Origin of the sequence: Luteimonas viscosa, from assembly GCF_008244685.1 — a bacterium.
Lineage (GTDB): Bacteria > Pseudomonadota > Gammaproteobacteria > Xanthomonadales > Xanthomonadaceae > Luteimonas > Luteimonas viscosa.
This window is the reverse complement of the sequence record NZ_VTFT01000001.1, coordinates 1,461,845-1,474,816: the sequence shown is the minus strand read 5'-3', so window position 1 is coordinate 1,474,816 and position 12,972 is coordinate 1,461,845. Positions and strand designations below refer to the sequence as shown.

Sequence of the window (12,972 nt, the reverse complement as noted above, 5' to 3'; positions counted from 1 at the left end):
AATCGAGCCGGGTCGAAGCGTCGGCCTACCAGCGCAATTGCCTGCGCGCGACGTCGCGCCCGAGTCCGGCATACAGTTCCCGCGCCTGCGCCTCGGGCAGGTAACGCATCCGCAGCGGTTGCGAGGCCGCGCCGGCGCCGGCGGTGTCGAGCCACAGCGACGCCATGCCGAAGCGGCGGTCGAGCGGCGATTGCCGCAACTGCAGCGCCTGCAGCTTGTCGATCTCGGCGAAGCGCCAGTGCCGCGACCACCAGCCTTCGCGTACCGCCACCAGGCGCGCGTCGGCGTGGTAGCCGGCGAAGCGCGCGTGCCGGGTCGCCAGCAGCCAGCCCCACGGCAGCCACAGCAGGCCGAGCAGGCCCCAGGGACCGAGGTACCAGCACAGGCCGGCGACGAGCAGCGCGGCGAACACCGCATCGCCGACCAGCAGGCGCTGCCATGCGCGCGGATGCAGCGGCTGCCAGCCCTCCGGGGGCCAGGCAGCGTCGCCGAGCAGTTCGCGCAGCAGGCCGTCGCAGGCTTCGGGCGTGGCGATGGGCGCGAGCTCCGGCGGATCGCGCGACTGCGCCTCGCTGCCCTCCGCCTGCGCGCCCGCGGTGTCGATCCCCAGCGAGCGGCGGCTGAACCACCGGTGCAGCACGCCCTCGCGCAGGGTCCAGGCCTGGATCCGCCGCCGCGACACGCTGCTGCGCACCCGCGCCAGCAGGCCGCGCTCGACCGTGAGCCGGCGCCCGTGCGCCTGCAGACGGAAACCGTGGTAGCGCACCAGCGCCAGCAGCACCGAGAACAGCCGCACCAGCACCAGCGCCAGCGCCACCACGCCGGCGATCGCCAGCGCGGTCGCCCACGAGCCCCCATCGAGATGCTCGACATAGCCGAACGCCTCCCGCCAGACCAGGTCGAACGCGCGCTTGACCATGTTCTCCGGCAATACCTGCCAGCTCAGCGCCAGTGCGGCGCCGACGACGATCATGCCGCGGTTGGAGATCAGTCCCAGGCGCACGATCTCGGCGCTGGACAGCGCCAGCAGGGTGTCGCCTTCCGCCGCGCCACCCGCCTCGCCCTGCGCCGGGCCGGCGACATCGCGCCCGCGGTGCCGGATCAACCGCTCCAGCGCCAGCGCGTCGTCGAGCTTGAGCACCCGCATCTGCGCCTCCGGCCTGGTACCGCCGGCCGATTCGAGCTTCACCTCGGCCACCCCGAACAGCCGGTGCAGCAGGGTCTGGCGCAGTTCCACGTTGTGGATGCGCGAGAACGGCACCTGGCGCAGGCTGCGCTCGAGCAGGCCGCTGCGCACGATCAGGCTGTCGCCGTCGATGCGGTAGCGGTAGGTGAAGTAGCGCCACACCGACACCAGTGCCAGCACCAGCACGACGGCGCCCGCCACCAGCAGTTGCACACCTTCCTCGCGGCGGCCGCCGAAGATCACCAGCACCGCCAGCGGCACCAGGAACTGGCGCACCGAGCCGATCAGCACGAACAGCCAGGACCACGGGTGCAGCCGCCGTTCGCGTTCCGCCGCGAGCGGCGGAGGATCAGGCGTCGTCGTCATCGGCTTCGATCCAGCGCGCGAGCTGGTCGCGCAGCCATTCCGCATCGTCCGCCGCCAGGCCGGCGGTGGCCACGGCGTTGTGGCGCGTGCCGGCGGTGTGGAGGACCAAGGTCGACAGGCCGAAGCGGCGTTCGATCGGGCCGCGTTGCAGGTCGAGGTGCTGCACCCGGCTCCTCGGCACGAAGGTCTCGCGTTGCCAGAGCCGGCCGCGGCGCAGCGTGTAGCCATGTGCGTCCAGCCGCCAGCGCGTGCATGCGTACTGCCGGTACGCCAGCCACACGCCCCAGGCCGGCAGCACGACCAGCACCGCCAGTGCCAGCGGCAGCGCCAGCGGCGTGTCGCGCAGCAGCAGCCCGATCGGCACCAGCAGCGCCAGCGCCAGCAGTCCGAAACCGAGCAGGTTGCCGAGCACGAACAGGCGTCGTGCGGCGCGTGGCATCGGCTGCCAGCCGTCCGGCGATGCGGCGGGTCTCGCGGCGTCTCTTCCGGTTTCGGGGGCTTCGGACACGGTCATCGACGCTCCAGGTCGGCGTAGGGGTGGGTCTCGCCGCTGCCGGGCGGCCGCGCCTTGAAGCGCTTGTAGGTCCACTGGTATTGCGCCGGATCGCGGCGGGCGATGCGCTCGACATCGGCGTTGAGCGCGGCGGTGGCCACCGCCGGGTCCGGATCGGCGATGCCCGGCGAGGCCGCTTCGATCCGCAAGGCGTAAGCCGGTCCGTGGCCGATGCGCTCGCACCAGGCGAACAGTACGGTCGCGCCGCTGCGCCCCGCCAGCCGGCCGAGCAGGGTCATGGTCGAGGCCTGCACGCCGAAGAACGGCGCGAACTCGCCGTCGCCGCCCTTGGGCTGCTGGTCGGGCAGGATGCCGACCACGCCGCCACCCTGCAGCCGCTTGTACAGCTGGCGCACGCCGGCGCCTTCGGCGCGCACCTGGGTCACGCGTCCGGCGTCGGCATCGGCGCGGACGCGCCGCAGGAAGGCTTCTCCGATGGCGGACTCCGGCGGCTTGTAGAGGATCGCCAGCGGGGTCTTCGCCGCCAGCCACTGGTTGAGCAGTTCCCAGTTGCCGAAGTGCGGCGCGGCGACGATCAGTCCGCGGCCCGCGGCCAACGCCGCGTCGAACAGCGCCTCGCCATGGGTTTCGCGGATCAGTTGCAGGTTGCGTGCGTGCGGACGGGTCCACAGGCGCACGGTTTCCAGCGTCTGCAGGCCGGTGCTGCGCAGGATTTCGCGCCGCCGCGCCTCGCGCTGGGACGGCAGCAGCTCCGGATAGGCCAGTTCGAGGTTGCGCAGCGCCACCGTGCTCTCGCGCGCGCCGGTGCGCAGCCACACCCAGGCCAGCGCATCGCCCAGCCGGCGCACCACCGGCCACGGCAGGCGTCCGATCGCGGCGGCGAGGGCATACAGCAGGCGGGCGACGAGATCCGTCATCGCGCCAGTGTAGCGACGGGGATGGGCGCTGCAGCGCGAGCCATCGCCTAGCGCCTTGCGCGGTGATTGAACCTGTACCGCTCCGCCGCTCCCTCATCCGGCGCTTCGCGCCACCTTCTCCCGCAGGGAGAAGGGTTCAAACCCGCCACCTCCACAAAGCCCTAGGCTTCCGCTCTGGCATCCTCTGCCTCATTCCCCATTCCCCATTCCCCATTCCCGATGCTCGCCCTGATCCAGCGCGTGACCGAAGCCAGCGTGAGCGTCGAGGACGAGGTCGTCGGCTGCATCGGCCCCGGCCTGCTGGCCCTGGTCGGGGTGGAACCCGGCGACGGCGAGCCGCAGGTGGCGCGGATGGCGACCCGCCTGCTCGGCTACCGGGTGTTCGCCGACGACGAGGGGCGCATGAACCGGTCGCTGGCCGACACCGGCGGCGGGTTGCTGCTGGTCAGCCAGTTCACCCTGGCGGCCGATACCCGCTCGGGCATGCGCCCGGGATTCAGCACGGCGGCCGCGCCGGCCGAGGCGGAGGCCGTGTTCGCCCGACTGCTGGCTGAATGCCGCGCGCGGCATCCGGCCCCGGTCGGGACCGGCCGTTTCGGCGCCCACATGGCCGTGCGCCTGCTCAACGACGGCCCGGTGACCTTCCTCCTGCGGGCGTGAGCGCCCGATCGCAGGCCGGCCGGGCTTCGCGACGAGGCCCGGCTGGAAACCGCCAGCCCGGATCCCCATATGATCGTCAGCCCGGCCGATGAGCGCCCGGGTTGCAGGCCTCCGGGCAGGATCCGGCCGGGGGCGATGGTATAATTACGGGTTCACTTTTCTCCACGGTGCGCGCCTCATGGCGAACGAACGTCCAGCCGAACAGTCCGACATCAAGCTCCTGATCTCCAAGGGGCTCGAGCAGGGCTACCTGACCTATGCCGAAGTCAACGACCACCTGCCCGACGACCTGGTCGATCCGGAGCAGATCGAGGACATCATCGGCATGATCAACGGCATGGGCATCGAGGTGCACGAGATCGCGCCCGACGTCGAATCGCTGCTGCTCACCGGCGACTCCACCGGCAACCGCGACGTCGACGACACCGCCGCCGAGGAAGCCGCCGCCACCCTGACCGCGCTCGACAGCGAAGGCGGCCGCACCACCGACCCGGTGCGCATGTACATGCGCGAGATGGGCACGGTCGAGCTGCTCACCCGCGAGGGCGAGATCGCGATCGCCAAGCGCATCGAGGAAGGCCTCAACCAGATGCTGTCCTCGCTGGCCAGCTTCCCGTGGTCGGTGCAGCTGCTGCTGGAGGACTACGAACTGCACAAGGCCGGCAAGAAGCGCCTGGCCGAGATCGTGGTCGGCTTCAACGACCTCGAGGAGCCCGAGGAGGTCCCGGTCGCCGCCGTCGCCGACGACGCCGCCACCACGGACGATTCCGACAGCGACGACGACGATTCCGACGACAGCGATTCCGAGGACGCCGGTCCCACCGGCCCGGATCCGGCCGAGGTCGCGCGCCGCATGGAGGCGCTGGCCGCGCTCTACGCGAAGTTCCAGAAGTCCTACGCCAAGAATGGCGCCGAAGCCAAGCCGGTGCTCAAGCTGCGCGAGGAGATGGCCGAGATCTTCGTCACCCTGAAGCTGCCGCTGCCGCTGACCGACGTGCTGGTGCGCAAGCTGCGCGACGTGGTCGGCGAGATCAAGGACCACGAGCGCCGCATCCTCGACCTGTCGACCCGCGTGGCGAAGATGCCGCGCAAGGACTTCATCCGCGCCTGGGAAGGCAACCAGACCAACCTGGGCTGGGTGGACGACGTGCTCAAGCGCAAGCAGAAGTGGTCGTCGGGCATGCGCGAGGTCAAGGACCAGATCGTGGCCGAGCAGGAAGCCACGCTCTCGGTCGAGAAGGCGATGATGGTCACGCTCGGCGATCTCAAGGAGATCAACCGGGCGATGGCCTATGGCGAAGCCAAGGCGCGCAAGGCCAAGAAGGAAATGGTCGAGGCCAACCTGCGCCTGGTGATCTCGATCGCCAAGAAGTACACCAACCGTGGCCTGCAGTTCCTCGACCTGATCCAGGAAGGCAACATCGGCCTGATGAAGGCCGTGGACAAGTTCGAATACCGCCGCGGCTACAAGTTCTCGACCTATGCCACCTGGTGGATCCGCCAGGCGATCACCCGCTCGATCGCCGACCAGGCGCGCACCATCCGCATCCCGGTGCACATGATCGAGACGATCAACAAGCTCAACCGCATTTCCAGGCAGATGCTCCAGCAGTACGGCCGCGAGGCCACGCCCGAGGAGCTGGCCAAGGAAATGGACATGCCCGAGGACAAGATCCGCAAGGTCATGAAGATCGCCAAGGAGCCGATCTCGATGGAGACCCCGATCGGCGACGACGAGGACTCGCACCTGGGCGATTTCATCGAGGACACCAACGTCGATTCCCCGATCGAAGCCACGACCAACATCAACTTGTCGGAAACCGTGCGCGACGTGCTCGCCGGCCTGACCCCGCGCGAGGCCAAGGTGCTGCGCATGCGCTTCGGCATCGACATGAACACCGACCACACCCTCGAGGAAGTCGGCAAGCAGTTCGACGTCACCCGCGAGCGGATCCGCCAGATCGAGGCCAAGGCGCTGCGCAAGCTGCGCCACCCCTCGCGCTCGGAGCAGTTGCGCAGCTTCCTCGACATCGATTGATGCCGCCGGTGCGGTGATGCGTGACGACAGGAACCCGCCGATCGGCGGGTTCCTGCTTTCAGGCGACCCGTTCGCGAGCGCTCACCTGCTCCAGTACGCTGCGTAGCGGGCCGTGTTGCCGACGCCGTAGCCGGTGACGGCGCGCGTGCGCAGGCCGCTGCCGGTCGCGCCCTGCCATTCCGCCTGGTATTGCGCCGAGGTCAGGCCGTGGCGCGCGCGCTGGGCGCCGGTGGGTCTGGAACTCCAGATCGCGCTGAAGTACGGCTGGCCGCCGTGGGTGTAGCCGTTGAGGTAGACCAGCTGGCGCTTCTGCTTCGCGTTGTCGTTGAACGCCTGCTGGTACTCGGCCGCGCTGAGCTGCGATTTCGACTGCCAGCTGCCGAGGTCGGACTTGTCGTACAGCGCGGTGTAGCGGCGCTGGCCGCCGCTGGAGACGACCGAGACGTTGCGCGGCCGGTAGCCGTCGCCGGTGAGCGTGTCCAGGCGCTGCTGGTGCTGGGCCGCGGTCAGCCCGTGATAGGCCGAGTATTGCGGACCCGCCTGCTTGCGGAAGATCACCGCGTAGCGCACGCCGCGGCCGGCCGGGTAGCTCTCGACCTGGTGCGGGCGATAGCCCTGGCGCCTGTACTGGTCGAACCGCTGCTGGTACTGGCTGCCGGTCAGCCCGTGGAACGCCGCCCATGTGCCGGCCTTCGGCCGGAACACCACGTTGTAGTAGGCCTTGCCGCCGACCTCGAAGCCGTCGATCCACTCGGGCATGTAACCCGAGGCCACCGCCTGGTCGAACAGGCACTGGTAGTCGCCTGCCGGCACCCCGTGGCGCGCGACTTCGGCGGCGCCGGGCTTGATCGCGCCGGGCACCTTGCGCGCGGTGAGCGTCTGGCCGGCGGCGAACACGCCTCCCGGCGCGCCGCACACGCGCATCACGCGGTTGCGCTTGCTGCCGGCGTTGTCGCGCACGAATCCGCCGACTTCGGTGATCGGGTCGGTGGCGCGCAGCACCGCGGCTTCCAGGTGCAGGTGCGGGCCGCCGGCGCAGCCGACCTCGCCCTGGTCGCCGAGGTAGGTGCCGGCGCTGACGAACTGGCCGACCTTGAGCTTCGCCTTGCCGCTGCTCGAGCCCTTGGTCATGTGGCTGTACTTGGTCGATTCGCCGTTGGCGTGCCGGATCCAGACGTAGTTGTTCTTCTTCTCGCTGTCCGGCAGGCCCTTGCAGGACAGGCGCGCGCTGTAGCGGTCCTCGATGTGGGTGATGCGGCCGTCGGCCGCGGCCACGATCCGGTAGGTGCCGCCGCCGCTGCCGTTCATGTCGTAGCGGCCCTTGGGCGTATGCGTGTTGTGGTCGCGGCCGATCCGGACCGCGGTGCCGTCGGCGTAGGGGATCCGGTAGAGGCCGGCGGTCTTTTCCATCGGCGCGATGGCGAGGTTGGCCGTGGCCGTTGCGGGGGCGTCGTCTTCTGCGCGGGCGTGGCCCGGCGCCAGCAGTACGCAGGCGCCCAGGCACAGGCCGGTGAGAGGGAGGAACGTGCGGTTCATGGTCGTGCTCCGGTGATGGGTGGCTGCGGCCGCTGCTGGACGCGGCGCGTCGCGGTCCGCAGTTCCCTAGTCGCGGTCTTCCGCAAGAACCCGCCACCGCGGGTTGGCGGCGCACCACGGGGCGGCCTGTTCCGCTGCGCACCCGCGTTTTCCCGGGGGAAAGGCCGAACCGCCGACCGCGCCATGAACCGCGGCAGGGCGCCTGGCGATGAGAGGTGGCGGGTTTTCCCCGCCCGGTACGACTGACAGACCGAACCCCCGGTCATGGCCGGCGCGGATTCGAACCGGTTCCACACCGTCACCCCTTCCACAGGAGCTTGTCATGACCACGATTTCCCGCCAGATCGCCCCGACACTGCGTCCGGTCCTGCCGCCGCGAGCCGCGCTGGCGACCCTCGCCCTCGCGCTCTCGCTCGCCACCCTGGGGGCGAACGCGCAGACCCGCACCGCCGCGCCGCAACGTGCCGCGCCGCCGCCCGGTTGCCCGGAAGGCTGGCGCCCGGTGCCGCAGAACCTCAACTCGGCACTGCGCTGCCTTCCCGACAACTACACCGCCACCCTGGGCCCCGGCATCGAGGCGCCGCCACCGGGCTGCCCCACCGGCTGGCAGCCGGTGGCCCCCGGAGTGAACCCGATCCTGCGCTGCCAGCCCTCGAACCTCGCGGCGCCCACCCGCCGCGCGGCCGGGCCGCAGCCGGGCTGCCCCTCGGGCTGGAAGCCCGCGCCGCAGGGCCTGAACCCGGCGCTGCGCTGCGTGCCCGCCAACCTGGTGCTCACGCCGCGTCCCGGCAGTGCCGCGCCGCCCGCCGGTTGCCCCAGTGGCTGGAAGCCGGTGTCGCCTGGCGTGAACCCGGTACTGGGATGCCTGCCCGGGCAGGTCGGGTTGAAGCCGAACCCGCAGGCCGACCGCGACCAGGGCGGCCCGATCCAGCTGAAGGCAGCCGTGGGTCCGGCCGATCTGGCCCTGGTCGCGAACTTCCGCCTCGGCGACCAGTCGATTCCCTGGGGCACCGAAGCGACGGTGTCGGCGGCGTCGGCAGCGTTCCGCAGGCTCGGCCGCTGCGGCTTCCGCTATCTCTATCGCACCCGCAACGACGGCCAGCTGGCCTCGGGCGCGACCGCGAACCGGATCATGCGCGACACCCAGGACGGCGAGGTGCTCGCGACCAAGGCGCTGCCGGCGCTGGCGGCGGGTGAGGCCGGCCTCTCCGACGGCCATCTCTCGCTCGCGCCGGGAACCTGGATGCTCTACGTGCATGCCGATGCGCCCGGCAACGTCGCCGAGAGCGACGAGGCCAACAACCTGCGGCGCGTGCGCGTGACGGTGGAAGGCAACTGCGGCTGAGCGGACCCGGCATCGACGCGGCCGGGGCGCCAGGGGCTCCCGGTCGCGCCGATCCCGATCTCAGCCGCGTTCGGCGCGTGCCAGCGCCTGCGCGGCTTCGAGCGTGCGCGGATCCTCGTCGCCGAACGCACCCTGCAGGGCACCCAGCGCTTCGCGCAGCAGCGGTTCGGCCTCCGCGCGCCGTCCGCGTTCCAGCAACAGCTCGCCCAGCGGCAGCAGCACCGCGGCGAGCCGCGGGTGCGCTTCTGGCAGGCGCTTGCGGTAGATCGCCAGCGCCTGGCGCAGGCTGGTTTCGGCCTCGTCGAGGCGACCCTGCCGCTGCAACACCACGCCCAGCCGGTTGAGGTCGGTGCCGACGCGGTCGTGGTCCTCGCCGTAGTCGCGCCGCTGGGTCTCGAGCGCCTCGCGGTAGTGCCGCTCGGCGGCGGCGAGATCCCCCTGTTCCTCCGCCAGCAGGCCGAGGTTGAACACCGTGGCCGAGCGCCAGGGATGGTCGGCCGGATAGGCGTCCAGCGCCTGGCGGTAATGGATCGCGGCGGCGTCCGCATCGCCGGATTCGGCCAGCAGCCGTCCCAGGTCGTTGAGGTTGAGGGCGACGTTCGGATGCCGTTCGCCGAAGGCCTCGCGGCGGATATCGAGCGTTTCGCGCAACAGGGCGATGGCGGCGGGATAGTCGCGCCGCACCTGCAGCACGCGTGCCAGGTTGTTCTTGATCGCGGCGACGCGGTGGTGGCGGTCGTCGTGGCTGTGCGCCATCACCACGATCGCCTCGCGGTACAGCGCTTCGGCTTCGTCGTAGCGGCCGAGGTCGTTGTGCGCCAGCGCCAGGTTGGACAGGCTGCGCGCGAGCATCGGGTGGTGCGGCGGCAACAGCCTCCGGCGCAGCGCCAGCGCTTCGGCCAGCAGCGGTTCGGCGCCGGCATAGTCGCCCTGGTGGCGGATCACCACGCCGAGCTGGTCGAGGCTGTCGGCAACGTCGACATGTTCGTCGCCGAACAGCTGCCGGCGCATCGCCAGCGACTCGCGGTAACGCCCTTCGGCGTCCGGCCACTGGCCCTCGCGCAACGCGAGCAGGCCGAGGTCGCCGAGCGTATCGGCGATGTCGGCATGGGCGCCGGCATGCAGCGCGCGGTAGCCCTGGAGCGCCTGGTCGAACAATACGCCCGCTTCTGCGTAGTCGCCCTGGTCGCTGCGCAGGCGGCCCTTGCTGCGCAACGCGCGCGGCAGCAGCGCCGGGTGCGCGGCGGCCTGCGTCGTGGCCGCTTCCACCGCCGCATCGAGCAGCGGCTGCGCATGATCGTAGAGGCCGAGCTGGCGGTAGGCTTCGGCCACGGTGTCGAGCAGCTCGATCCGGACCTCGGGCTGATCGCCCAGTTCGGCCTCGATGCCGGCCCAGCCGCGATCGAGCAGCTCGCGTGCGCTCAGTTGCGCGCTGCCCGACTGCGGGTCCGCGTTCTCGAACAGCCGCAGCACCAGCGCCTTCACCTGCTGGGCCTTGGCCGCCTCGGCGCGGGCGCGGTCGCGTTCGCGGGCGATGGTTTCGGCCTGCATCGTCACCGTGGCGGCGTACGCCACCAGCAGCAGCAACGAAGCCACCGCGCCCGCCACGCCGACCGGGTGGCGGCGCACGAATTTCGTCGCGCGGTAGCGCACGCTCTCGGGCCGCGCCTGGATCGGAAGGCCCTCCTGCCAGCGCACGATGTCGTCGGCCAGCGCCTGGGCGGTCGCATAGCGGCGTTCGGGCGATGCACGCAACGCCTTGAGCACGATGGTGTCGAGGTCGCCGCGCAAGGCGCGACGCAGCGCGCGCGGCGTGGTCCGCCGCGTTTCGCAGGCCGCGGCGTCGAACGCCAGGCTGCCGGGCGCCGGCGGCTCGATGCCCTCGTGCGCGCGGCGTACGGCGTCGTCGGCGCGATCGAAGGCGCGCCGCCCGGCAAGCAGTTCGTACAACAGCAGCCCGAGCTGGTAGACGTCGACCGCGGTGGTCGCCGACCGGCCCAGGACCTGTTCGGGGGCCGCGTATTCCGGGGTGAAGATGCGGGTGGCGACGGCGGTCTGCGCGTCCGGCGGGTCGGGCGGGTCGACGCCCTCCGGCGCGAGGATCTTGGCGATCCCGAAATCCAGCAGCTTGGCCTGGCCATCGGCGTCGACCAGGATGTTCGAGGGCTTGAGGTCGCGATGCACCACCAGGTGCCGGTGCGCGTGCGCCACCGCGCGCGCGACCTGCAGGAACAGCGCCATGCGCTGCGCCACGTCGAGGCGATGCCGGTCGCAGTAGCGGTCGAGTGGTTCGCCCTCGATGTATTCCATCACCAGCCACGGCCGACCGTCCGCATCCTGCCCGCCATCGAGCAGCCGGGCGATGCCGGGATGGTTGAAGCCGGCGAGGATCCGGCGCTCCTGCGAGAAGCGCGCCAGGAACGCAGAGGTATCCACGCCCGCGCGGATCAGCTTGAGCGCGCCGAGCTGCGCGAACCCGTCGCCGCTGCGTTCGGCGAGAAACACCGTGCCCATGCCGCCGTGGCCGAGTTCATGGCGCAGGGTCCAGGTGCCGATGCGGCGCCCGGCCTGCGCGTCGGTGGTGGCGTTCGCGCCGGTTTCGTCATCGTCGGTGAGCGAGCGCCACAGGCCCTCGTCGTGCAGCGCGCCGGGTTCGAGCGCGGGCGCCTGCGATCCGCACAGCGCCAGCAGTTCTTCCAGCTCGGCGCGCAGTTGCGGCCTTCCTGCGGTGGCCGCGTCGAGGAATGCGGCGCGCTCGACGCCCTCGCGCTGCAGCGCCTCGTCGAACAAGCGGTCGAGTTCGGCGCGCGGATCGCCGCCGGCGTTCATCCCAGCGCCTTGAGCAGCCACGCCCGTGCGCGCATCCAGTCGCGTTGCACCGTGCGCAGCGAACTGTCGAGCGCGATCGCGGTTTCCTCCTCGCTCATGCCGGCGAAGAAGCGGCATTCCACCACCTGCGCCAGGCGCGGGTTGAACGCCGCCAGCTCGTCCAGCGCGCGGTCCACGCCGGCCACGAGTTCGAGCCGGTCGTCGACCGCGGCGATGTCCGCGGTGAGCGTGACCGCCTGCAGCCCGCCGCCGCGCTTGGCCGCATGCCGCATGCGCGCGTGGTCCACCAGGATGCGACGCATCGCCCGCGCGCAGATCGCGAAGAAGTGCCCGCGGTCGTTCCAGTCCACGCCCTGTTCGTCGGCCAGCTGCAGGTAGGTTTCCTGCACCAGCACGCCGGTGTCCATGGTGGCGCCGCGGCCGCCGCCGCGCGCCAGCTGGCCGCGCGCGATCGCGCGAAGGCGCTCGAATACCAGCGGCACCACCCGGTCGAACGCCTCGCGGTCGCCGCGATGGTGCTCCTGCAGCAACCGGGTGATTTCGCTGGACATGCGCAAGCAAACGCCACTGCACCCCGCGGGCGGTCACGGGACTCTACGCCCGGTGGGGACGGTGCGCAAAGCGTCGTCGACGCGGGATCGGGAACCGTCCTGGCGGCGACATGCGGCGTAGCGGGCGCCGCGCGCCCCGGCTGGCCCTTCGCCAGGCAAAGCTGCCCGAATGCGCATCCGCGGCGCTGCGGTGATAATGGCCGGCGTGCGGGCCTATAGCTCAATGGTCAGAGCAGGGGACTCATAATCCCTTGGTTCCAGGTTCGAGTCCTGGTGGGCCCACCAAGCGCTCCTCGATGAGGGCGACCTGCGCCTGCTACCGGAGCTCTGGTGGCAGGTGTTCGACGGGTCCCTGTCTCTACGGCCGCGACCGCCGGCACCCGCAGGCGGCCCGGGCGTTCGTGGATTCCCCGAAGGAAGGTGCCGGCGCCGCGGACTGTGGTTCCGGTACCGCACCGCACACGGCGTGCTCGCGGTCATGCCCGTGGCACGCCGCAAGCATGCCTGGGAAAACGGCTATCGCTCGATGACGAATGCCCGCAGTTCCGCCATCCGGCCGTCGCGGAAGCGCCAGATGTCGGAGTACGCACTGGTGACTTCATTTCCGGCCTCGTCGCCCATGGTGATCTCCCCGATCGCGACGACCAGCTCGCCTTCGGCGACGAGGTCGGTGACGGTGAACCGCGGCGGCTTCGTGTAGTTCGCGCGCATCCATTGGCGGACGGCCTGCTTTCCATCGAGCGTTTCGCCGCCCACCGTCGTCCACTGGATATCCTCGGTGCAGAACGCCAGGAAGCCCTCGTTGTCGCCTCGGCGGATCGCCGCGTTCGCGGTCTGCAGGGTGGTCTTGTTCTGCTCGGACATCGGGATCTCCATGCTCGACAGGGTGGGCGGTTGTTCATGCCGGTGATCGGGCTGCATTCACGGTGACGCCAGCGCCGATCCGAGGCTGTGGTGCACCGGAGCAGGGTGCGTGGCCGGTGTGCGTTCGCTGGTCGCGAGGACCGTCATCCCAGGTGCCGGAGCGAGG

At 71.0% G+C, this 12,972-nt stretch carries 10 protein-coding genes and 1 tRNA gene; 4 read left to right on the top strand and 7 right to left on the bottom strand.

Going from position 1 to position 12,972, the window contains the following annotated elements; all coding sequences use genetic code 11:
• Positions 1-25: 25 nt before the first annotated feature.
• From FZO89_RS06680 to FZO89_RS06670, 3 genes are read right to left on the bottom strand one after another with little or no spacing between them, the layout of a single operon-like run.
• Complete coding sequence (locus tag FZO89_RS06680) at positions 26-1,552, bottom strand: PH domain-containing protein (protein ID WP_149102511.1); 1,527 nt, start codon at positions 1,550-1,552, stop codon at positions 26-28.
• Positions 1,536-2,066 carry a PH domain-containing protein gene (locus FZO89_RS06675; protein ID WP_149102510.1) on the bottom strand — a complete coding sequence of 177 codons (531 nt, stop codon included), beginning with the start codon at positions 2,064-2,066 and terminating at the stop codon, positions 1,536-1,538. The genes FZO89_RS06680 and FZO89_RS06675 overlap by 17 nt, the downstream gene beginning before the upstream one ends.
• Positions 2,063-2,983, bottom strand: a complete 921-nt coding sequence (locus FZO89_RS06670) for a lauroyl acyltransferase (protein ID WP_149102509.1) — start codon at positions 2,981-2,983, stop codon at positions 2,063-2,065. The genes FZO89_RS06675 and FZO89_RS06670 overlap by 4 nt, the downstream gene beginning before the upstream one ends.
• A 219-nt stretch (positions 2,984-3,202) precedes the next feature.
• On the opposite strand from FZO89_RS06670, the gene dtd reads away from it, so the two are divergent.
• Both dtd and rpoD read left to right on the top strand, forming a co-directional pair.
• Positions 3,203-3,643, top strand: a complete 441-nt coding sequence (gene dtd / locus FZO89_RS06665) for a D-aminoacyl-tRNA deacylase (RefSeq protein WP_149102508.1) — start codon at positions 3,203-3,205, stop codon at positions 3,641-3,643.
• A 178-nt stretch (positions 3,644-3,821) separates the two neighbouring features.
• On the top strand, positions 3,822-5,681 hold the full coding sequence (gene rpoD / locus FZO89_RS06660) for an RNA polymerase sigma factor RpoD (RefSeq protein WP_149102507.1): 1,860 nt from the start codon (positions 3,822-3,824) through the stop codon (positions 5,679-5,681).
• An 81-nt stretch (positions 5,682-5,762) separates the two neighbouring features.
• Here the strand turns inward: rpoD and FZO89_RS06655 are convergent, their stop codons facing one another.
• Positions 5,763-7,217: a peptidoglycan DD-metalloendopeptidase family protein gene (locus FZO89_RS06655; protein WP_149102506.1), complete on the bottom strand. Its 1,455-nt coding sequence runs from the start codon at positions 7,215-7,217 to the stop codon at positions 5,763-5,765.
• 322 nt (positions 7,218-7,539) lie between these two features.
• On the opposite strand from FZO89_RS06655, the gene FZO89_RS06650 reads away from it, so the two are divergent.
• On the top strand, positions 7,540-8,562 hold the full coding sequence (locus FZO89_RS06650; RefSeq protein ID WP_149102505.1) for a hypothetical protein: 1,023 nt from the start codon (positions 7,540-7,542) through the stop codon (positions 8,560-8,562).
• Positions 8,563-8,622: 60 nt separating this feature from the next.
• Here FZO89_RS06650 and FZO89_RS06645 read toward each other — a convergent pair whose 3' ends face one another.
• Both FZO89_RS06645 and FZO89_RS06640 read right to left on the bottom strand, forming a co-directional pair.
• Entirely contained in the window at positions 8,623-11,391 is a 2,769-nt protein-coding gene (locus FZO89_RS06645; protein ID WP_149102504.1) for a serine/threonine-protein kinase, read from the bottom strand.
• The gene (locus tag FZO89_RS06640; protein ID WP_149102503.1) at positions 11,388-11,942 is read right to left on the bottom strand and encodes an ECF-type sigma factor; all 555 of its coding nucleotides are present in this window, start codon (positions 11,940-11,942) and stop codon (positions 11,388-11,390) included. The genes FZO89_RS06645 and FZO89_RS06640 overlap by 4 nt, the downstream gene beginning before the upstream one ends.
• Positions 11,943-12,151: 209 nt before the next feature.
• On the opposite strand from FZO89_RS06640, the gene FZO89_RS06635 reads away from it, so the two are divergent.
• Positions 12,152-12,227: transfer RNA gene (locus FZO89_RS06635), tRNA-Ile, on the top strand.
• Between the two features lie 231 nt (positions 12,228-12,458).
• Here FZO89_RS06635 and FZO89_RS06630 read toward each other — a convergent pair.
• Complete coding sequence (locus FZO89_RS06630; RefSeq protein ID WP_149102502.1) at positions 12,459-12,806, bottom strand: nuclear transport factor 2 family protein; 348 nt, start codon at positions 12,804-12,806, stop codon at positions 12,459-12,461.
• Positions 12,807-12,972 lie beyond the last annotated feature (166 nt).